A 19,961-nucleotide genomic window follows, 5' to 3' on the forward strand; every position below is an offset into this window, starting at 1 on the left:
TCCCCGGCCGGGCGGGCGGCGCGAAGGTGGTACTGGTCCTCCTACCGTCGGGACGTCCCTGGCCCCTCCGTCCGGTCGGGACCAGTATCTAGGCCATGACGATCACCTTCATCACCGGAGCCAACAAGGGTCTCGGCCGCGAGACCGCCCGCCGCCTGATCGAGTACGGCCACACCGTGCTCGTCGGAACCCGCGACCGCGAGCAGGGCGAGGAGGCCGCCGCCGTGCTCGGCGCGCGCCATGTCCTCATCGACGTGACCGACGACGCCTCCGTGGCCGCCGCCGCGGCGGACGTCGCCGCCCACGAGGGCCGGATCGACGTCCTGATCAACAACGCCGGGGTGCCGGGTCCCTTGGGCGACCCCAGTGAGCTCACCGCGGCCGACGCCCTCGCCGTCCTCGACGTCAACGTGATCGGCGTCGTCCGCACCACCACCGCGTTCCTGCCGTTGCTGCGCCGCTCGGACGATCCGGTGATCGTCAACGTCAGCAGCGGCATGGGTTCGCTCGCCCTCACCCACGATCCCGGCCGGCCGGAGTCGCGCGTCGTCGCGCCGCTCTACACCTCCTCCAAGGCGGCGGTGACGATGCTGACCACGCAGTACGCGAAGGGCCTCAAGGACATCCGCGTCAACGCCGCCGACCCCGGTTACACCGCGACCGATTTCAACGGCCACAGCGGGCACCAGACGGTCACCGAGGGCACGGACGCGATCGTCGCCCTCGCCACCGAGGAACCCGGTGCCGGCAGCGGTCGGTTCGTCTCGCGGGACGGCGAGATCACCTGGTCCTGACCGCCTGACCGCCTGACCGCCTGACCGCCTGACCGCCTGACCGCCTGACCGCCCGACCGCCCGACCGCCCGACCGCCCGACTGTCTGCCCGCCTGGTCCCGACCGTCTGCGTCCGGTCGCGAGGGCGGCTTCACCGGGTACGCCCGAGCCTGGTCAGATGGGCAGCAACCGCCCGATCAGCGAACCGAGTTGGCGGGCGTTGCGGCACTCGTGCATCTCGGCCAGTTCCGCGTAGGCGAGGGCGGCCGAGTCGCCCGTGCCCCACTGGGAGCGCTGCTCGGGGTTGAACCAGTAGACGCGGCGGGCCCGTTCGGTCAGGTGCCGGACGGCCGGCAGGTTCGGGTCGCTCATGTTCGTACGGGCGTCTCCGAGGACGAAGACCGTCGTGCGCGGGCCGACCGTGTCGCCGTACCGCTCGGTGAACTCGCCCAGGGCGACGCCGTAGTCGCTGCTCCCGTGCCAGCCGGTGAGGGTGGCCTCCGCGCGGATGCGGGCGCCGAGGCCCTCCGGATCGGCGCGGCCGTGCACGAGGAGGCCGGTCACCTCGTCGATCCGGTTGACGAAGGCGAAGACCCGCACCTTGCTGAACTGGTCGTGCAGCGCCTGCACCAGCAGCATCGTGAAGTCCGAGAAACCCGCCACCGAGCCCGACACGTCGCAGAGCAGCACCAGTTCGGGCCGGACCGGGCGGCGCCGGCGCAGCACCGGCCGCATCGGCACCCCGCCCGTCGACAGCGAGCGGCGCAGGGTGCGCCGCAGGTCGATGGTGCCCCGGGCGGCCCGGCGGCGGCGCGCCGCCAACCGGGTCGCCAGCTTGCGCGCCAGTGGCTGAACTGTCCTGCGCAGCTCGGCCAGTTGGGCCCGTCCGGCGATCAGGAAGTCGACCCGGTCGGTGGTCGGCGCCACCGCGCGCCGGGCGATCTCGTCGGTGCCGCGCCGCTCGGCGACCCGGCGCCGGGCCTCCGCGGCGACCTGTCGGCGGAATCCCTCGATACGCTGCCGGATCTCGTCGTCGAGCAGCCGGTCGGTGAACCCCGTGTGTCCGCCACGGGCCCGGATGTCGGCCCGGACCCGGGCCAGCAGCGTCCGCGGTCGCAGCCGGTCCAGCGTCTGGTACGAGGACCAGCCGTCCGACGCGGGCGAACTGCCGTAGCCGCCGAAGCCGTCGACCGCCTCGGCCGCCAACTGCCCGAGCAGTGCCGTGTCGTTGGCGACGAGCGCCGCCGCGAGCCGGTCGCGGAGGTTCTCCCGGTCGGCGGGCTCGCCGCGCGGTGCCCCTGTGCCGCGCGGGAAGTAGAGGTCGAAGACCGGGTCGAACACCGGGCGTTGGGCCACGCCGTGCAGCAGGGTCGCGGCCAGCCCCTCGCGCAGCAGTTCGCGGTCGGCCAGGCCGAGCGCGGCCACGGCCCGCGCCGCGTCCACGGTCTCGCCGGTACCGATCCGCAGCCCGTGCGCGCGCAGCGCCCCGACCAGCCCGGTAAGCCGCTCGCCGACACCGGCGGTCACACGGCGTCCAGGTCGAGCTTCGCAGACGCCTTGAGGACATCGTCCTGGTGCTTGAGCAGCACGCCCAGGGTGTCCCGTACGACCTTCTCGTCGAGGGTGTCGGCGCCGAGCGCCAGCAGGGTGTGCGCCCAGTCGACGGTCTCGGCCACCGAGGGGACCTTGCGCAGGTCCATCTCCCGCAGTGCGCCGACCACCCGGACCACCGACCCGGCCAGCGCCTCGCCGAGCTCCGGCACCTTCAGCCGTACGATGCGGCGCTCCAACTCCTCGTCGGGAAAGCCGATATGGAGGAAGAGGCAGCGGCGGCGCAGCGCCTCGGAGAGTTCCCGGCTCGCGTTGGAGGTGAGGACCACGAAGGGGCGGCGGGTTGCGGTGATCGTGCCCAGTTCGGGGACCGTGACCTGGAAGTCGCTGAGCACCTCCAGCAGCAGGCCCTCGACCTCGACGTCGGCCTTGTCGGTCTCGTCGATCAGCAGGACCTTGGGGTCGTCGCCGCGGATCGCCGTGAGCAGCGGGCGGGGCAGCAGGAACTCCTCGCTGAAGATGTCGGTGCGGGTCTCGTCCCAGCTCTCATCGCGGCCGGCGGTGATGCGCAGCAGTTGTTTGGCGTGGTTCCACTCGTACAGCGCCCGGGACTCGTCCACCCCCTCGTAGCACTGCAACCGGACCAGTCGGGCCCCGGCGACCTCGGCGACGGCCTTGGCCAGTTCGGTCTTGCCGACGCCCGCCGGGCCCTCCACCAGGAGCGGTTTGCCGAGCCGGTCGGCGAGGAAGACGGTGGTGGCGACCGCGGGCGAGGCGAGGTAGCCGGTCTCGGCGAGGCGCGCGGAGACGTCGTCGACGGAAGTGAACAGCAACGGGGCCTCCAGCGCGCACGGACGTGATCGGTACCTGCCCACCCACTCGGCACTCACTATCTAAGCGCTTGTTCACCACCTCTGTCACCCTGGTACACCGATCGGTTTCCTCTCCGTCCGTTCCGCGCTAACCTGGCTGCATGGCCACGACAGACAGGGCGTCCACCCGCGACCGGCTGCTCGACGCAGCCGCCGACCTCTTCTACCGCGAGGGTGTCTCCATCGGCGTCGAGACGCTGTGCCGGACCGCCGGCGTCTCCAAGCGGTCGATGTACCAGCTCTTCGAGAGCAAGGACGACGTCCTCGCCGCCAGCCTGGAGCGCCGCGCTCCCGGCTACGCGGCACAGCTGACGCCGGCGGAGCCGGACGCCGCGACACCCCGCGAACGGATCCTGGACACCTTCGCTCGGGCCGAGCGGCTGTCGGCCGCGCCCGAGTACCGGGGCTGTCCCTTCCTCGCCGCGCTGGTGGAGCTGAAGGACCCCGGCCATCCGGCCAGCGTCGTCGCCCGGGCCGCCAAGGACCGGCTCAAGGACGCCTTCCGGGACCAGGCGGAGCTGGGCGGGGCGCGCGATCCGGAGCTGTTGGCCCGCCAGTTGATGCTGGTCTTCGACGGCGCGAGCGCTCGGGCCGGCGCCGGGATCGAGACACTGGACGGACTGACCACGGCGACCGTGACGACCCTGCTGGACGCGGCGGGCGTGGCCCAGCCGGTCGAAAGCGACCGCGGACGGACCGGCGTGGCGTAGCCGGCCGGGAATCGGCGCGGTGGGGGAATCGGCGTGGGCGGCGTGGGCAGCGTCACGGGTTGTCACGGGATACGGCCGAGAGGTGGTCACGGCCGAGAAGGGCGTCCGCCGTGGCGACCGCCCCACCTCGTGCCGCAGGGGCGTCCGCCGTGGCGAACGCCCCCATCCTGACGCCTCGTTCAGGCCGCCAGGGTCACCGCCGCCACCGCCGGAGTGCGTAGCACCCGCCAGGCTGTTGCCAGGCTCGTGCCCAGCGTCACGGCTGTCGCGACCGCGATCACCGCCAGCCAGGTGCCGAGGCTCTGGTGGGGCAGGACCGTGCCGGCACGGACGACCGTGAAGGGGACGATGCCCGCGAGTGCCGCCAGGGTGCCCAGCACGATCCCGGTGAGGGTCAGGACAGCGCCCTCGACCGCCACCGCGCCCAGCACCTGGCCGGGCGTCGCGCCGGCCAGCCGTTGCTGCCCGAACTCCCGGGTGCGGTAAGTCGTCGCCGCGTAGAGGGAGTTGATCAGCATGACGCAGACGAAGGCGACGATGATGGCGACGACCGTGAAGTTGAGCGTCTGGAGGTTCTTGGCGTCGACCGACTTGGTCAGGCCGGATGCCGCGACGGCGTCCGATTCCACCGCCTGCATGGACAGCGTCGCGGTGGCGACCGCGGTGAACAGGATCAGCGACATCAGGATCCCGGCGAGGTGCTCGGCCCGCTCCCGCAGATTGCGTACGGCCAGCCAGCCGCTCGCGCCGTCCGGGCGCAACCGGTCCAGCACCCCCTTCATCAGCCGTGAGGCCAGCAGCGCGAACCCCACCGAGAGCAGGATCGCCCCGTAGGCCGGCGCCGCCATCAGCCACTCGTCCGTGGCCTTGAAGGTGAAGGTCGCCAGCACCGACACCGCGCCGGCGAGCAGCGCCGCGTAGGCCAGGAACCGCCGGGCGCCGGCCGGCCGCCGGCCGTCGTGCCGGGCCCGTCGCAGGGCGAGGAAGGCGGCGCCCGCCGCGGCCACCAGGGTCACGCCGACGCCCGACACGAGCGCGACCGGACCGAAGGAGTAGCCGACGGAAGCGGCGACCTGGCCGCTGTCCCGGAACATCCCCAGCAGCGCCCGCCCGCAGAGCATCGCCGGGCCGATCGCCAGCGCCGTGCCCGCCAGTGCCACGGCCACCGCCTCACCCACGACCATCCGCCCCAGCTGCCCCGGCGTCGCCCCCGAGCAGCGCAGCAGCTCCAGTTCGGCGGCCCGCTGGCGGACGTTCACCGTCAGGGTCGAGGCGACGGCGAAGAAGACCAGGAGCGTGCCGTAACCGCCCACGACGCTCGCCGAGACGGACAGCGTCTGCGCACTCACGTGGTCGACCCCGGGGCCGGCCGCCGTGTCGTGCAGCGAGTTGAACGTCATGATGACCATGGCCCCCAGGAACGCGGAGAGCAGGGTCGCGAGAAAGCGTCCCGGACGGTGCCGGACCGAACGCATCGCCAGTGTGAACATCGCTCACACCCCCGCCAGCACGTCGTCGCCCAGGTGCGCGAGGCGCTCGGCGACCGCGTCGACGGTGGGCGTCCGCAGCCGGCCCGCGAGCCTGCCGTCCGCCAGGAAGACCACCGAGTCGGCGAAGGAGGCGGCGACCGGGTCGTGCGTCACCATCACCACGGTCCGGCCGTGCACCCGCACCGCCTCCTGCAACAGCAGCAGCACGTCCCGCGCGCTGCGGGTGTCCAGGGCGCCCGTCGGCTCGTCCGCGAAGATCACCCGCGGTTCGGTGACCAGGGCGCGGGCGATCGCCACCCGTTGCCGCTGACCGCCGGAGAGCTGGTCGGGCCGGTGCCCGAGCCGGTCGCCGAGCCCCACCGCCGTCAGCACCTCCTGGACCCGCCGACGGTCGACCCGCCGTCCGGCGAGCTTCAGCGGAAGCACCGTGTTCTGCGCGACGGTCAGCGTCTCCAGCAGGTTGTACTGCTGGAACACGAACCCGATCCGCTCCCGCCGGAACCGGGTCAGCCGCGCCTCCGAACTCCCCGTCATCTCCGCACCGTCGACCATCACGATCCCGCTGTCGGGCCGGTCGAGACCTGCCGCGCACTGCAACAGCGTCGACTTGCCGGAACCCGACGGCCCCATCACCGCCGTGAAGGTGCCCCGCTCCAGACTCAGCGTGACGCCGTCCAGCGCGGTCACGGCGCCGTCGCCGCTGCCGTAGGTCTTGCCGACCTTCACCAGCCGCAGCGCCTCGGCGGAGGCCGGTCCCATGTCGTACGGCCGCTGTGTGTCCCTGCGGAACATCGTCATCACCCTCTTCGACGGCACGCCCTGCGCCGTACCCATGACGCTACGGAGCCGGCGGCCGCAGCACACGGGGCGCAGAACCCGTATCGCGGGGTGTACCCAGCGACACCCCGTCGGACGGGTTCAACTCCGGTCTAGCACCGTCTACTTGACGCCCACGCGCCAACGGGTGTGCGGGCGGCGCCGGTTGGCACCCCGGGCGCTGACCTGCCTCCGGTACAGGGGACTGCCGAAGTGGGCCGGCGGGCGTTGTCAGAGGCGGCTTGTACCGTGCGGGCATGGGTGTCTATCTGGTCGACGTCGACGCGGGGGAGTGGTCCGGTGCGGACGCTGGGGAGGGGGGAATGGGCGCGATCGCCAGGGGGCTCGACGCGGAGCTGGCCCGGCGCGGGCTGCCGCCGTACCGGCCCGTGCCGCGGCGGACGACGGCGGCGGGGTTCGAGGAGAAGCTGAGCCCCTCCATGCTCGGCTTCGACGCCCTGTGCCGGGCCCGACTGACCCCGGCGGAGCACGACTTGATCGGCAACTGGTCGGTCCTGGTGCCGCTCTCCCTCGACGAGGTGGTACGGCTGCCGGTCGGCTCCGCCTACACCGACGAGACGGTGATCGCGGGGGCGCCCCAGGTGCTCGCCCTCGCCGAGCGGCTGGCCGCGGCGGCCGGACTCCCCGACGACGTACCTGAGGCGTCCGGGAACCTCGCCCTCACCTTCTGGTTCCTGGAGGGCGAGGCGGAGGAACTGGCCGCCGCCCGCCCCGGCCGCTGGAGCGAGGACCTCGACACGGCCTTCTACGTGGCCCTCTACCTGCGGGCGGCCCGGTACTCGCTGCGGCGGGGGTGCCCCATGACCTACGCGTGAGCCGTGGAGCGCCGCGCAGGCGGTACGCCACCCCGAGCCGAACTCCCGCTTCCGGTGCGGCACTTCGCGTGTTCGCGTCCGCGTCCGAGTCCACCGGCCGTCGCGGGTGCCGGCACCGGCACCGGCGGCACCCGGAGCGAGGACCGGACCGTCCCGCTCCGGGTCGTCAGGTCCGGCTGCTCACCGGTCGCTCACCAGCACCACTTCGAGGGTGCGCGGGCCGTGCACCCCCTCGACGCGGTCCAGTTCGATGTCGCTGGTCGCCGACGGCCCGGAGATCCAGGTCAACGGACGCGTGGGATCGAGCTGTTCGAGGGCCTGCGGCACCGAGGACACGACCTGGTCCGGAACCCGTACGACGCAGATGTGGTGGTCGGGGACGAGCGTGATCCGGCGGCGGCCCTGGTCCGATCCGCCGTCCAGCACGAGGGTCCCGGTCTCGGCGACGGCCACCGCGCAGGCGGTGACCACGCTGTCCACGCGGTCGAGTTCGTACGGGGTGCTGTCGGCGCGGTCCTCGACCCGCTCGGCACCGGTGGAGGTGAGCCAGTCCGGCTCCAGCCCCTGCGGCACGAGAACCGTCCTGGAGCCGCGCGCCGCGAGCAACTGGCCGATCACCCCGGCCAGTTCACCCGCCGTGCAGCGGTGCACCAGCGCCCGGTAGTCGGCCAGGTTCTCGGCCAGCAGCTCCACCGTCTCCTCGGTGCTCCGCGCGCCGTGCTCGCGCAGATAGCCGCGCTCGACGGCCCGCTCGTACGGGGTGTCGTCCGGCGGAACGTCGGCGAGAGCGCGCCGTACGCGGCCCAGAATCCGTTCCCTGTCGCTCACTTGACGTCTCCCCTCGCGCTGTTCCCGCCGGTCCGGCTGTCCCCGCCGTGGGTGCGCTGCCACCAGTCGCGGAACGGCTCGGCGGGGAGCACGGGCAGGTCCCGGGTCGCCGTCCACGCGGCGCCGGGGCCCGGCAGGGTGCGCGGCCGGAAGCGCCGTCCGCGCGCGGCGAGCCGCTGACCGGCGCGCAGCGCGCCGGGGTGGGTGAACGTCCAGCGGGCCGCCCGCATCGCCGCGCGCTCCGCCGCGTGCCCCTTGGCGGGCCGCAGCACCACCTTGTTGCCCTCCCGGGTCGCCGGGCCGCCCTGGACGACCCGCTCGCGCAGGTGCACCAGCACCTCGGGGATGTCGATGGCGACCGGACAGACCTCGTAGCAGGCCCCGCAGAGACTGGAGGCGTACGGCAGCGAGGCGTCGATCTCGCTCGCGGTGCCCCGGAGTTGGGGGCTCAGGATCGCACCGATCGGGCCGGGGTAGACCGAGCCGTAGGCGTGCCCGCCGGCCCGCTCGTACACCGGGCAGACGTTGAGACAGGCCGAGCAGCGGATGCAGCGCAGGGCCTGGCGGCCGACCTCGTCGGCGAGGGTGTCGGTGCGGCCGTTGTCGAGCAGCACCAGGTGGAAGGTGCTCGGGCCGTCGCCGTCGGTCGTGCCGGTCCAGGTCGAGGTGTAGGGGTTCATGCGCTCGGCGGTCGAGGAGCGGGGGAGGGTCTGAAGGAACACCTCCAGGTCTCCCCAGGTGGGCACGATCTTCTCGATGCCGACCACCGAGATGAGGGTCTCGGGCAGGGTCAGGCACATCCGTCCGTTGCCCTCCGACTCCACGACGACCAGGGTGCCGGTCTCGGCGACCATGAAGTTGGCGCCGGAGACGCCGACCTTGGCGCGCAGAAACTTCTCGCGCAGGTGCAGGCGCGCGGCCTCGGCGAGTTCGGCCGGGGTGTCGGTGAGGCCCTCGGGGGCCGGGCGGCCCCACTCGCCCATCTCGCGGGCGAAGATGTCGCGGATCTCGCCCCGGTTGCGGTGGATCGCCGGGACCAGGATGTGCGAGGGCCGGTCCTTGCCCAACTGGACGATCAGTTCGGCGAGATCGGTCTCGTAGGCGCGGATGCCCGCCGCCTCCAGGGCCTCGTTGAGCCCGATCTCCTGGGTGGCCATCGACTTGACCTTGACGACCTCCGACTCCCCGGTCGCCCGCACCAGTTCGGTGACGATGCGGTTGGCCTCGTCGGCGTCGGCGGCCCAGTGCACCACACCACCGGCCGCAGTGACCGTCTCCTCCAACCGCACCAGGTAGCGGTCGAGATGGCGGAGGGTGTGGTCCTTGATCTGCTTGCCCGCCTCGCGCAGCGCGTCCCAGTCGGACACCTCCGCGACGGCCTTCGCCCGCTTGGCGCGGATCGTGTGGGTGGCGTGCCGCAGATTGCCCCGCAGGGTCTGGTTGCCCACCGCCTCGCGCGCGGCCTCCGGGAAGGCCGGGAACGCCGGCATGCCGACGAACGTGCCGCTCACGTGCCCGCCTCCGTATCGGTGCCGCTCATACGCCCGCCTCTTCTTCCGTGCCGGCCAGGATCTCCGCGATGTGCACCGGCCGCATCTCCGTCTCCAGCCGGGTCATCGTCCCCCCGATGTGCATCAGACAGGAGTTGTCGGCCGCGCACAGCACCTCGGCCCCCGTCGACTCGGCGTTGCGCACCTTGTCGGCGCCCATCGCCGCCGACACGTCCGCGTTCTTCACCGCGAACGTGCCGCCGAACCCGCAGCACTCCTCGGCACCCGGCAGCTCGACCAGCTCCAGCCCCTTCACGGCCTGGAGCAGCCGCCGGGGCCGGTCCCCGAGCCCGAGACCGCGCAGCCCGTGGCAGGTGGGGTGGTAGGTCACCCGGTGCGGGTAGTACGCGCCGACGTCCGTCACCCCGAGCACGTCCACGAGGAACTCGGTCAGCTCGTACGTCTTGGGGACCACCGGCGCCAGGGTCGCGGCGAGGGAGTCGCCGCGACCTTCCGCCCGGGCCCGCTCGCCCATGCGCGGGTACAGCTCCCGCACCATCGCGCCGCAGGAGCCGGACGGGGTGACGATCGCCTCGTACTCCCCGAATACATCGGAGAAGTGCCGGGCGAGCGGCTCCGCCTCATGGCGGTAGCCGGTGTTGTAGTGCGCCTGGCCGCAGCAGGTCTGAGCCATCGGGAAGTCGACCTCGACACCCAGTCTGGTCAGCAGTTTCACCACGGCGCGCCCGGTGTCCGGATAGAGCGTGTCGTTGACACACGTCAGGAACAGGGCGACACGCATCGCGGCTCCTAGAGTTCGGTCATCGGATGAGTGAAGGGTAGTCGGCGGGCAGCGTCTCCGGGGAGACCCCCGTTCACCGCGCGGCGAGCCGGGACTCGGCGGCCCGCCAGCGTGCCGTGTCGCCCCGGGGTTCGTACCGCGTGAGCGGCTGGGTGGCGGTCAGCAGTCGCCGCATGTCGGCCCGGTCGCCGACGAGTCCGTGCGCGCGGGCCTGGACGAGCACGTTGCCGAGGGCCGCGGCCTCCGCGGGGCCGGCCACGACGGGCAGTCCGCAGGCGTCCGCCGTCAGCTGGCACAGCAGCGCGTTGCGGGTGCCGCCGCCGACCACGTGCACGGTGTCGACCGAGTGGCCGGCGAGCCGCTGCGCGTCCAGGACGGCTTTGCGGTGGGCGAGGGCGAGCGAGTCGAGGACGCAGCGGGTGACCTCCGCGCGGGACTCGGGCACCGGCTGCCCCGACCGGCGGCAGGCCTCGGCGATCCGCTCCGGCATCCGGCCCGGCGCGAGGAACGCCGGGTCGCCCGCGTCCACCACCGACCGCAGCGCCGGCACCTCCGCCGCCCCGCGCAGCAGCTCGCCCAACTCCGGGTTCCCCCAGGCCCGTACGGACTCCTGGAGCAGCCACAGGCCCATGATGTTGCGCAGATAGCGGACCGTGCCGTCCAGCCCGAGTTCGTTGGTGAAGTTGGCGGCGCGGCTCTCCTCCGTCAGTACCGGTGCCTCCAGTTCCAGCCCGGCCAGTGACCAGGTGCCGGTGCAGATGTAGGCGAACCGCTCCCCGGTGGCGGGCACGGCGGCTACCGCGGACGCCGTGTCGTGCGAACCGACCGCCGTCACCGGTACGGGACCGCGCAGACCGGTCTCGTCGAGCACCTCCGGCAGCAGGACACCCGCCGGGTCGCCCGGCCGCCGCAGCGGCGCGAAGAGCCCGAGGTCGATCCCGAGCCGCTCGGCGACGCCGTGGGCCCAGTCGCCCGTGGCGGGGTCGACGAGCTGGGTGGTCGAGGCGTTGGTCAGCTCGGTGCCCTGCTCGCCGGTGAGCCAGTAGGAGAGCAGGTCGGGGATGAGCAACAGCCGTGTCGCGTACCGCAGTTGGGCGGAGTCGCGGGCCGCGGTCAGCTGGTACAGGGTGTTGAAGGGCGCGTACTGGAGTCCGGTCGCCGCGTACAGCTCGGCGGCGGGCACGGTGGCCCACACCTTCTCCGCGACGCCCTCGGTGCGGGCGTCGCGGTAGTGGACGGGGGCGCCGAGCAGCGCCCCGTCCGCGTCCAGCAGGCCGTAGTCGACGGCCCAGCTGTCGAGGCCGGCCGAGTCGAGCCGGCCGCCGGTGAGCGCCCCCGCCGCCCGCAGCCCGTCGAGGACGCCGGCGTAGAGCGCGAGGATGTCCCAGCGCAGCCCTTCGGGCACCCGCACGGGCCGGTTGGGGAAGCGGTGTGCCTCGGTCAGCTCCAGGGTGCCGGGTCCGACGCGGCCGACCATGACCCGCCCGCTGGACGCGCCGAGGTCGACCGCCGCGTACGACTTCACGGGCGCGCTCACCGCAGGAAGGCGGCCGCAACGCCGGCGTCGACCGGGATGTGCAGCCCGGTGGTGTGCGTCAGCTCTCCGCCGGTCAGGGCGAAGACGGCGTTGGCGACATGCTCGGGCAGCACCTCGCGCTTGAGGATGGTCCGCTGGGCGTAGAACTCCCCCAGCTTCTCCTCCTCGATGCCGTAGGTCGCCGCGCGCTGGGCACCCCAGCCGCCCGCGAAGATGCCGGAGCCGCGTACCACGCCGTCCGGGTTGATCCCGTTGACCCGGATCCCGTGCTCACCCAACTCGGCTGCCAGCAGCCGGACTTGATGGGCCTGGTCGGCCTTGGTGGCGGAGTAGGCGATGTTGTTGGGGCCGGCGAAGACCGCGTTCTTCGACGCGATGTAGATGATGTCGCCGCCCAGGCCCTGCGCGGTCATCACCCGGGCCGCCTCGCGCGAGACGAGGAAGGAACCGCGCGCCATGATGTCGTGCTGGAGGTCCCAGTCCCGGGCCGTGGTCTCCAGCAGGGGCTTGGAGATGGAGATCCCGGCGTTGTTGACGACGAGGTCGACCCCGCCGAACGCGAGCAGCGCCGCCTTGAACGCGTCGGCGATCTGCTCCTCGGAGGTGACGTCCACGGAGACGGCCACGGCCTTGTCCGGACCGCCGAGTTCCTCGGCGACGGCGGCGGCGTTCTCGGCGTTGAGGTCGGCGATGACGACACAGGCCCCCTCGGCGACCAGCCGCTGGGCGATGGCCCGGCCGATCCCGCTGCCCGCGCCGGTCACCAGCGCCACCCGGGTGGCGAGGGGCTTCGCCTTGGGCATCCGCTGGAGCTTGGCCTCCTCCAGCGCCCAGTACTCGATGCGGAACTTCTCCGACTCCTCGATCGGCGCGTACGTGGAGACGGCCTCCGCCCCGCGCATCACGTTGACGGCGTTGACGTAGAACTCGCCGGCCACGCGCGCGGTCTGCTTGTCCTTGCCGAAGGAGAACATGCCCACGCCCGGGATCAGCACGATCGCCGGGTCGGCGCCGCGCATCGCGGGGGAGTCGGGCAGGGCGTGCCGCTCGTAGTAGGCGGCGTACTCCTCGCGGTAGGCGGTGTGGAGTTCCCTCAGGCGGGCGATCGCCTCGTCCAGCGGGGCGCCCGGGGGCAGGTCGAGGACGAGCGGCCGGACCTTCGTCCGCAGGAAGTGGTCGGGGCAGGAGGTGCCGAGCGCGGCGAGCCGGGGGTGTTCGGCGCGGGCGAGGAAGTCGAGGACGACGTCGGTGTCGGTGAAGTGCCCCACCTGCGGCCGGTCCTGGGAGGCGAGAGCCCGGACGTACGGCGCGAGAGCCGCCGCCCGCTCCCGGCGCCCGGCCTCGGACAGCGGCGCGTACCCCTCGACGACGGGTCCGAACGGCTCCGGCCTGCCACGCTCGGCGAGGAACGCCTCGGCGGTCCGGATGATGTGCAGCGAGTTGCGCTCGCACTCCTCGGAGGTGGCACCCCACGCGGTGATGCCGTGCCCGCCGAGGACACAGCCGATCGCCTGCGGGTTGGCCTCCTTGACGGCCGCGATGTCCAGCCCGAGCTGGAAGCCGGGGCGCCGCCACGGCACCCACACCACCGTGGAGCCGAAGCACTCGGCGGTCAGCTTCTCCCCGTCCGCCGCGCACGCCAGCGCGATACCGGAGTCGGGGTGCAGGTGGTCGACGTGGGCGGCGTCGACCAGACCGTGCATCGCGGTGTCGATGGACGGGGCCGCGCCGCCCTTGCCGTGCAGGCAGTAGTCGAACGCGGCGACCATCTCGTCCTCGCGCTCCACCCCCGGGTAGACGTCGACGAGCGCCCGCATCCGGTCCAGCCGCAGCACGGCGAGCCCGGACTCCGTCAGGGTGCCGAGGTCGCCGCCGGACCCCTTCACCCACATCAGCTCCACGTCGCCACCGGTCACCGGATCGGTGTCGCTGCCCTTGGCGGACGTGTTGCCGCCGGCGTAGTTGGTGTTGCGCGGATCGGCGCCGAGCCGATGGGAGCGGCCGAGCAGGGCGGCGGCTTCGGGGTGGGGTGCCATGAACGTTCGGTCCTTACTTCCAGAGAGGGCGACTGCGTGCTGGGGGAGGCGTGTCCTACGGAATCCGGCGGAGGCTCAGGCGCCCCACCCCGCCTGCTGCCCGCCCACCCGCTCGGCGGTGATCCGCTCCTGCCACCCGGTCGCGCGGTACGCGGCGATCGGATCTGCGTCCAGACCCATCTCCTCGCGCACCTCGGCGAGCAGCGGCCGCACATCGGTGTTGTAGGCGTCCATGATCACGGCGTTGGCGCCGAGCACATCGCCGGACCGCTGAGCGACGGCGAGTGCTTCCCGGTCCACCAGGAGCGCCTTCGCCGTGGCCTCCTGCACGTTCATCACCGAGCGGATGATCGCCGGGATCTTCGCCTCGATGTTGTGGCACTGGTCCAGCATGAACGCGACGTCGGCCGTGAAGCCCCCGCCGCGGAGCACCTCGTACATGATCCGGAACAGCTGGAAGGGGTCCGCGGAGCCGACCATCAGGTCGTCGTCGGCGTAGAAGCGGGAGTTGAAGTCGAAGGCGCCGAGCTTCCCCTCCCGCAGCAGGGTGGCGACGATGAACTCGATGTTGGTGCCCGGCGCGTGATGCCCGGTGTCGACCACGACCTGCGCCTTCGGCCCCAGCTTCAGGCAGTGCGCGTAGGCGGTGCCCCAGTCGGGCACGTCGGTGGCGTAGAAGGCCGGCTCGAAGAACTTGTACTCCAGGAGCATCCGCTGCCCGTCGCCGAGCCGCTCGTACACCTCGGCGAGTGCCTCGGCCAGTCGGTCCTGCCGCTCGCGGATGTCGTCCTGGCCGGGGTAGTTGGTGCCGTCGGCGAACCAGAGCTTGAGGTCGGCGGAGCCCGTCGCGTCCATGATGTCGACGCACTCCAGCAGATGACCGATGGCCTTGCGCCGTACCGCCGCGTCCGGGTGGCAGACGCTGCCGAGCTTGTAGTCGTCGTCCTGGAACGTGTTGGAGTTGATCGCGCCGAGCCTGACCCCGCGCTCCTCGGCGTACTTCGCCAGCGCCCCGAAGTCCTCGACCCGGTCCCACGGGATGTGCAGGGCGACGGTGGGCGCCACGCCGGTGACGGCGTGCACCTGCGCCGCGTCGTCGAGCTTCTCCCGCGGGGTGCGGGGCACGCCCGGCTGGGCGAACACCTTGAACCGGGTCCCCGAGTTCCCGTACGCCCATGACGGCGTCTCGACTGCCTGGGTCTTGAGAGCGGCCTTCACCGCGGCGAGATCGGTCACTTGAGGCTCCTGTGACATGCGACGGGACAACGTGAGTATGAAACGATTCAGAAAGGGAAGCTATGAGCCTCCCCGAGGGGTGTCAAGCCCTACGGCACAGTCGGTCCTCCGTGACTCCAATGTGACCTTTGGCTATCGAAACTTTTTCGATCCGGACCCATTGACGCGACAAGGCGGACGCGCCTAACGTCCCGGCAACCAAGTTGAAACCTTTCACGACGCCGTGATGGTCACCCGCCGGTGTCGTCGAGGAGCCCCTCATGACCCACCCGTCCGACACGGGTCCTGCCCCGGTGCTGGCGCTCAAGGGCATCTCCAAGTCCTTCGGCGCGGTGCGCGCTCTACGAGAGGTGTCCCTGGAACTGTTCCCCGGCGAGGTGCACGCGCTCGCCGGTGAGAACGGAGCCGGTAAGTCGACTCTCATCAAGACCCTCGCGGGGGTCCATCGGCCCGATGCCGGGCAGGTGCTGCTCGACGGCGAGCCCGTCGTGTTCCACGGACCGGGCGACGCCCGGGACGCGGGCATCGCCGTCATCTACCAGGAACCCACGCTCTTCCCCGACCTGTCGATCGCCGAGAACATCTTCATGGGCCGCCAGCCGCGGCTCACCCTCGGCCGGATCGACCACAAGGCCACCCGGGCGGCCACCGCCGCCCTGATGGCACGCCTCGGTGTCGCACTCGACCCCGACCGCCCGGCGCGTGGACTCTCCATCGCCGACCAGCAGATCGTGGAGATCGCCAAGGCGCTCTCCTTCGACGCCCGCGTCCTCATCATGGACGAACCGACGGCCGCCCTCACCGGCAGCGAGGTGGCCCGTCTCTTCGGCGTGGTCAGCACCCTGCGCGACCAGGGCGCGGCCGTCCTCTTCATCTCCCACCGTCTGGAGGAGATCTTCCGCATCTGCCGACGCGTCACCACCCTGCGCGACGGCGCCTGGATCTCCAGCGAGCCGGTCGAGGGCATGACCGAGGACGACCTCGTACGCCGGATGGTCGGCCGCGACCTCGACGAGCTGTACCCCAAGCAGGACGTGGAAGCGGGCGAAGTCGCGCTCAGCGTGCGGCGGTTGACCCGCGAGGGAGTCTTCACCGACGTCTCCTTCGACGTCCGCCGCGGCGAGATCGTCGGTCTCGCCGGGCTCGTCGGCGCCGGCCGGACCGAGGTGGCGCGCGCCGTCTTCGGCATCGACCGGTGGGACGCCGGCGAGGTCGAGATCGACGGCCGGGCGCTCACCAGCGGCGCGCCCTCCACGGCGATGGCCGCCGGACTCGCCCTCGTCCCGGAGGACCGGCGCGCCCAGGGTCTGGTGATGGACATGTCCATCGAACGGAACATCGGCCTGACCGGGCTGCGCACCACCGTCCGGGCCGGCCTGATGGACCGGACCGCCGAACGCAGCCGCTCCCTCGACTGGGCCGTCAAACTCCACGTCAAGTACGCCCGGATCGCCGACACCGTCAACACGCTCTCCGGCGGCAACCAGCAGAAGGTCGTCCTCGCCAAGTGGCTCGCCACCGGGCCGAAGGTGCTGATCGTGGACGAACCGACCCGGGGCATCGACGTCGGCACCAAGGCCGAAGTCCACCGGCTGCTCAGCGAGTTGGCCGCCGACGGGGTGGCCGTCCTGATGATCTCCTCCGATCTGCCCGAGATCCTCGGCATGGCCGACCGTGTGCTCGTGATGCACGAGGGCCGGCTCACCGCCGAGATCCCCCGTTCCGAAGCCACCGAGGAAACCGTGATGGCCGCAGCCACCGGGAGGGCCGCCGCATGACGGTGACCGCGCCCAATCCCGCGCCCGCCGCCGAGGCGCCCGAGTCCAGCGGCGCCCGCCTGGTCGACCGGGTCTTCAAGATGCGCGAACTCGCCATCCTGGTCGTCTTCCTGGTGATGATCGGCGTCACCCAGGCGGGCAACAGCGAGTTCCTCTCCGAGCAGGGCATCAAGGACCTGCTGCTCAACGCGACCATCCTGGTCCTCGTCGCCACCGGCCAGTCGCTGGTGGTCATCACCCGCAACGTCGACCTGTCGGTCGGCTCGACGCTCGGCATCAGCGCCTTCGCCACCGGCCTCTACCTCCAGGGCGGCGGCAACCCGGTCATCGCCATCGTGCTGGCGGTACTGCTCGGCATCGGCCTCGGCCTGCTCAACGGACTGCTGGTCAGCCTCGGCCAGGTGCCCGCGCTGGTCGTCACGCTCGGCACGCTCTACATCATCCGCGGCGTCGACTCCATCTGGGTCGGCTCCCGGCAGATCACGGCGGCCGATCTCCCGGGCGGATTCGTCGACTTCGGCTCCGGCGGCCTGTCGGCCGTCCCCTGGCTGGCCCTCATCGCCCTCGCCGTACTCCTCGCCACCGCCTACTACCTCAAGCACTTCGGCAGCGGCCGCGAGCTGTACGCGCTGGGTTCCAACCCGGAGGCCGCCCGGCTCGCCGGCATCCCCGTCCGCAGGCGGACCCTCGCCGCGTACACCTTCTGCGGCGGCCTCGCCGGCCTCGCCGGCGCCATGTACCTGGCCCGCTTCGGCAACGTCGACTCGGGCACCGGCACGGGGTACGAACTCACCGTCGTCAGCGCGGTCGTGGTCGGCGGCGTCGTCTTCACCGGCGGCTCGGGCAGCGTCTACGGCGCCGCCCTCGGCGCCCTCCTGCTGACCTCGGTCAACAGCGTGCTGCCCGCCCTCGGCGTCAGCTCCGTCTGGGTGCTCGCCATCAACGGCGTCCTGCTCATCCTCGCCATCGCGGTCGACCGGGTGGTCGCGCTGCGCGTCGCCACCGCACTGAAGAAGAGGAACGCCCGCCATGCCTGAGTCCGCGTCGCTTGCGAACCGCGCGATCCGCTGGGACACGGTCGTCGGCGCCCTCCTCATCGTCCTGCTGCTGTTCTCCTTCTCCTTCGTGGACGGCTTCGGCAACGCCCTCAACCTGTCGTTCCTGATCGGCAACACCCTGCCGATCGCCCTGGTCGCCCTCCCGATGACGCTGCTCGTCGTGGCCGGCGAGATCGACCTGTCGGTCGCCTCCACGGCGGGCCTGTCGGGCGCGGTGATGGGCAAGCTGTGGGACGGCGGCATGACCATCGAGATGATCATCCCGCTCTGCCTGCTGCTCGGTGTGGTGTGCGGGCTGGTCAACGGAGTGCTGGTGACCCGCCTCGGGCTGCCGTCCCTCGCCGTCACCATCGGCACCCTCGCCGCCTACCGGGGTATCGCCCAGATCGTCCTCGGCTCGGACGCGGTGACCGACTTCCCCACCCAGTACCTGGACTTCGCGTCCGGGCGGCTCGGCGACACGTTCCTGCCGCAGGCGCTCCTGCCCTTCCTCGTGCTGCTCGCGATCGCCGTGGTCGCCCTGCACGCGACGCCGTTCGGCCGGTCGCTCTTCGCGATCGGCGCGAACGAGGAGGCCGCCAGGTTCGCCGGGATCAGGGTCAGGCGGCAGAAGCTGATCCTCTTCGCCCTGACCGGAGTGATGGCCTCGCTCACCGGTGTCTTCTGGGCCCTGCACTACGCCAGCGCCCGCTACGACAACGCCACCGGGCTCGAACTCTCCGTCGTGGCCGCCGTGCTGCTCGGCGGCATCGACTTCGACGGCGGCCGGGGCACGCTGGGCGGCGCGATCGCGGGAGTCTTCCTCCTCGGCGCGCTGCAGAACGTGATGAGCCTCCTCAACGTCTCCGCGCAGTCGCAGATCGTCGTGACGGGTGTGCTGCTCGTGGTCTCCGTACTCGGCCCCCGGGTCGCCCAGCAGATCTCCGTGGCCAGGGCCGCGGCCCGCTCCACCGGATAGGCCGTCCGGCGCCCGCGCGGACTTCCGCGCACCGACCGACCCAGTCCCGCGCCCCCTCGGGGACGCGCCAACCGCACCTCGTAAAGGATTCGCCATGCGTAAGTCGTCCCTCCGCCGCGCCTGTGTGGCCCTCGCGGCCGTCAGTTCCCTCGCCCTCGCCGCCACCGCGTGCGGCGGCACCACCAAGAACGACGTCAAGAGCGAGAACACCGGCGCCGCCGCCGCGGGCGGCAAGGCCGACCCGAGCGCCGCCCTGAAGAAGGGGCTGACCGTCGGGTTCCTGCCCAAGCAGGTCAACAACCCCTACTTCACCTCCGCCGACAAGGGCGGCCAGAGCGCCCTCACCGCGCTGGGCGAGAAGTACAAGGAGGTCGGGCCGAGCAGCGCCACCGACACGGCCGGCCAGGTCAGCTACGTCAACACGCTCACCCAGCAGCAGGTCAACGCGATGGCCGTCTCCGCGCAGGACCCGGGTGCCCTGTGCACCGCGCTCAAGCAGGCCATGAAGAACGGGATCAAAGTCGTCACCTACGACTCCGACACCCAGGCCGACTGCCGCAACGCCTTCGTCTCCCAGGCCAGCGCCGAGGACCTGGGACGCACCGAGGTGCAGCTGCTCGCCAAGCAGATCGACTACAAGGGCGAGATCGCGATCCTGTCGGCCGCGCAGACCGCGACGAACCAGAACACCTGGATCGGCTTCATGAAGGAGGAGCTGAAGGACCCGAAGTACAAGAACGTCAAGCTGGTGAAGGTCGCGTACGGCAACGACGACGCCCAGCAGTCCTTCCAGCAGACCCAGGGCCTCCTCCAGGAACACCCGAACCTGAAGGGGATCATCTCCCCGACCACCGTCGGCATCAAGGCCGCGGCCCAGTACCTGTCCGGCTCGAAGTACAAGGGCAAGGTCAAGCTGAGCGGCCTCGGCACCCCGAACGACATGCGCAAGTACGTCAAGAACGGCACCGTCGACGGCTTCGAGCTGTGGGACCCGGCGAAGCTCGGCGAGCTGGCCGCCCGCACCGCCGTGGCGCTGTCCTCGGGCCAGATCACCGGCGCGCAGGGGGAGACCTTCAAGGCCGGCGACATGGGCACGTTCACCCTCGGCAAGGACGGCGTGATCAACCTCGGCAAGCCGACCGTCTTCGACGCGAAGAACATCGACCAGTTCAACTTCTAGCACCAGCAGG

The 19,961-nt window shown here is 71.8% G+C and carries 17 protein-coding genes; 7 read left to right on the top strand and 10 right to left on the bottom strand.

The window, feature by feature from the left end:
* The first annotated feature begins 95 nt into the window (after nt 1–95).
* A complete protein-coding gene (locus ABZT12_RS18090; protein ID WP_356384792.1) occupies nt 96–794 on the top strand; it encodes an SDR family NAD(P)-dependent oxidoreductase in 699 nt (232 codons plus the stop codon).
* A 153-nt stretch (nt 795–947) separates the two neighbouring features.
* Here ABZT12_RS18090 and ABZT12_RS18095 read toward each other — a convergent pair whose 3' ends face one another.
* Together ABZT12_RS18095 and ABZT12_RS18100 are read right to left on the bottom strand one after the other, a co-directional pair.
* Nucleotides 948–2,300, bottom strand: a complete 1,353-nt coding sequence (locus ABZT12_RS18095) for a VWA domain-containing protein (protein WP_356384795.1) — start codon at nt 2,298–2,300, stop codon at nt 948–950.
* Complete coding sequence (locus ABZT12_RS18100) at nt 2,297–3,154, bottom strand: MoxR family ATPase (RefSeq protein WP_356385027.1); 858 nt, start codon at nt 3,152–3,154, stop codon at nt 2,297–2,299. The genes ABZT12_RS18095 and ABZT12_RS18100 overlap by 4 nt, the downstream gene beginning before the upstream one ends.
* A gap of 143 nt (nt 3,155–3,297) precedes the next feature.
* Here ABZT12_RS18100 and ABZT12_RS18105 point away from each other — a divergent pair, with 143 nt between their 5' ends.
* A complete protein-coding gene (locus tag ABZT12_RS18105) occupies nt 3,298–3,906 on the top strand; it encodes a TetR/AcrR family transcriptional regulator (protein ID WP_356384798.1) in 609 nt (202 codons plus the stop codon).
* 179 nt (nt 3,907–4,085) lie between these two features.
* Here ABZT12_RS18105 and ABZT12_RS18110 read toward each other — a convergent pair whose 3' ends face one another.
* Both ABZT12_RS18110 and ABZT12_RS18115 read right to left on the bottom strand, forming a co-directional pair.
* A complete protein-coding gene (locus ABZT12_RS18110; RefSeq protein WP_356384801.1) occupies nt 4,086–5,396 on the bottom strand; it encodes an FtsX-like permease family protein in 1,311 nt (436 codons plus the stop codon).
* Nucleotides 5,397–5,399: 3 nt separating this feature from the next.
* Nucleotides 5,400–6,188, bottom strand: coding sequence for an ABC transporter ATP-binding protein (locus ABZT12_RS18115; protein WP_356385030.1), 789 nt, complete (start codon nt 6,186–6,188; stop codon nt 5,400–5,402).
* Between the two features lie 281 nt (nt 6,189–6,469).
* On the opposite strand from ABZT12_RS18115, the gene ABZT12_RS18120 reads away from it, so the two are divergent.
* Nucleotides 6,470–7,048, top strand: a complete 579-nt coding sequence (locus ABZT12_RS18120) for a hypothetical protein (protein ID WP_356384804.1) — start codon at nt 6,470–6,472, stop codon at nt 7,046–7,048.
* 180 nt (nt 7,049–7,228) lie between these two features.
* On the opposite strand, the gene ABZT12_RS18125 is transcribed toward ABZT12_RS18120, so the two are convergent.
* The 6 genes from ABZT12_RS18125 to rhaI form a co-directional block, all read right to left on the bottom strand.
* The gene (locus tag ABZT12_RS18125) at nt 7,229–7,876 is read right to left on the bottom strand and encodes an LUD domain-containing protein (RefSeq protein WP_356384807.1); all 648 of its coding nucleotides are present in this window, start codon (nt 7,874–7,876) and stop codon (nt 7,229–7,231) included.
* Nucleotides 7,873–9,387: a LutB/LldF family L-lactate oxidation iron-sulfur protein gene (locus ABZT12_RS18130; RefSeq protein ID WP_356384809.1), complete on the bottom strand. Its 1,515-nt coding sequence runs from the start codon at nt 9,385–9,387 to the stop codon at nt 7,873–7,875. Before ABZT12_RS18130 ends, ABZT12_RS18125 begins: the two co-directional genes overlap by 4 nt.
* A gap of 25 nt (nt 9,388–9,412) precedes the next feature.
* The gene (locus ABZT12_RS18135; protein ID WP_356384812.1) at nt 9,413–10,168 is read right to left on the bottom strand and encodes a (Fe-S)-binding protein; all 756 of its coding nucleotides are present in this window, start codon (nt 10,166–10,168) and stop codon (nt 9,413–9,415) included.
* Nucleotides 10,169–10,241: 73 nt separating this feature from the next.
* On the bottom strand, nt 10,242–11,705 hold the full coding sequence (locus ABZT12_RS18140) for a rhamnulokinase family protein (protein ID WP_356384815.1): 1,464 nt from the start codon (nt 11,703–11,705) through the stop codon (nt 10,242–10,244).
* Nucleotides 11,702–13,741, bottom strand: coding sequence for a bifunctional aldolase/short-chain dehydrogenase (locus ABZT12_RS18145; protein WP_356384818.1), 2,040 nt, complete (start codon nt 13,739–13,741; stop codon nt 11,702–11,704). Before ABZT12_RS18145 ends, ABZT12_RS18140 begins: the two co-directional genes overlap by 4 nt.
* 75 nt (nt 13,742–13,816) lie before the next feature.
* Nucleotides 13,817–14,977 carry an L-rhamnose isomerase gene (gene rhaI, locus ABZT12_RS18150; protein ID WP_356384821.1) on the bottom strand — a complete coding sequence of 387 codons (1,161 nt, stop codon included), beginning with the start codon at nt 14,975–14,977 and terminating at the stop codon, nt 13,817–13,819.
* 260 nt (nt 14,978–15,237) lie between these two features.
* Here rhaI and ABZT12_RS18155 point away from each other — a divergent pair, with 260 nt between their 5' ends.
* The 4 genes from ABZT12_RS18155 to rhaS all read left to right on the top strand — a co-directional run bounded on the left by ABZT12_RS18155 (nt 15,238) and on the right by rhaS (nt 19,951).
* Nucleotides 15,238–16,755 (top strand): sugar ABC transporter ATP-binding protein, encoded by a 1,518-nt coding sequence (locus tag ABZT12_RS18155; protein ID WP_356384824.1) that lies wholly within the window; start codon nt 15,238–15,240, stop codon nt 16,753–16,755.
* Nucleotides 16,752–17,792, top strand: coding sequence for an ABC transporter permease (locus ABZT12_RS18160; RefSeq protein WP_356384827.1), 1,041 nt, complete (start codon nt 16,752–16,754; stop codon nt 17,790–17,792). The genes ABZT12_RS18155 and ABZT12_RS18160 overlap by 4 nt, the downstream gene beginning before the upstream one ends.
* The gene (locus ABZT12_RS18165) at nt 17,785–18,771 is read left to right on the top strand and encodes an ABC transporter permease (protein ID WP_356384830.1); all 987 of its coding nucleotides are present in this window, start codon (nt 17,785–17,787) and stop codon (nt 18,769–18,771) included. The genes ABZT12_RS18160 and ABZT12_RS18165 overlap by 8 nt, the downstream gene beginning before the upstream one ends.
* Nucleotides 18,772–18,865: 94 nt before the next feature.
* The gene (gene rhaS / locus ABZT12_RS18170; protein WP_356384833.1) at nt 18,866–19,951 is read left to right on the top strand and encodes a rhamnose ABC transporter substrate-binding protein; all 1,086 of its coding nucleotides are present in this window, start codon (nt 18,866–18,868) and stop codon (nt 19,949–19,951) included.
* The last annotated feature ends 10 nt before the right edge of the window (nt 19,952–19,961 follow it).

Source organism: Streptomyces sp. NPDC005423 (genome assembly GCF_040606415.1).
Lineage (GTDB): Bacteria > Actinomycetota > Actinomycetes > Streptomycetales > Streptomycetaceae > Streptomyces.

Coding starts and splice junctions, on each gene's coding strand:
- ABZT12_RS18090 (WP_356384792.1), top strand. CDS start 96: ATGACGATCACCTTCATCACCGGAGCCAACAAGGGTCTCGGCCGCGAG.
- ABZT12_RS18105 (WP_356384798.1), top strand. CDS start 3,298: ATGGCCACGACAGACAGGGCGTCCACCCGCGACCGGCTGCTCGACGCA.
- ABZT12_RS18110 (WP_356384801.1), bottom strand. CDS start 5,396: ATGTTCACACTGGCGATGCGTTCGGTCCGGCACCGTCCGGGACGCTTT.
- ABZT12_RS18115 (WP_356385030.1), bottom strand. CDS start 6,188: ATGTTCCGCAGGGACACACAGCGGCCGTACGACATGGGACCGGCCTCC.
- ABZT12_RS18120 (WP_356384804.1), top strand. CDS start 6,470: ATGGGTGTCTATCTGGTCGACGTCGACGCGGGGGAGTGGTCCGGTGCG.
- ABZT12_RS18135 (WP_356384812.1), bottom strand. CDS start 10,168: ATGCGTGTCGCCCTGTTCCTGACGTGTGTCAACGACACGCTCTATCCG.
- ABZT12_RS18145 (WP_356384818.1), bottom strand. CDS start 13,741: ATGGCACCCCACCCCGAAGCCGCCGCCCTGCTCGGCCGCTCCCATCGG.
- ABZT12_RS18155 (WP_356384824.1), top strand. CDS start 15,238: ATGACCCACCCGTCCGACACGGGTCCTGCCCCGGTGCTGGCGCTCAAG.
- ABZT12_RS18160 (WP_356384827.1), top strand. CDS start 16,752: ATGACGGTGACCGCGCCCAATCCCGCGCCCGCCGCCGAGGCGCCCGAG.
- ABZT12_RS18165 (WP_356384830.1), top strand. CDS start 17,785: ATGCCTGAGTCCGCGTCGCTTGCGAACCGCGCGATCCGCTGGGACACG.
- rhaS (WP_356384833.1), top strand. CDS start 18,866: ATGCGTAAGTCGTCCCTCCGCCGCGCCTGTGTGGCCCTCGCGGCCGTC.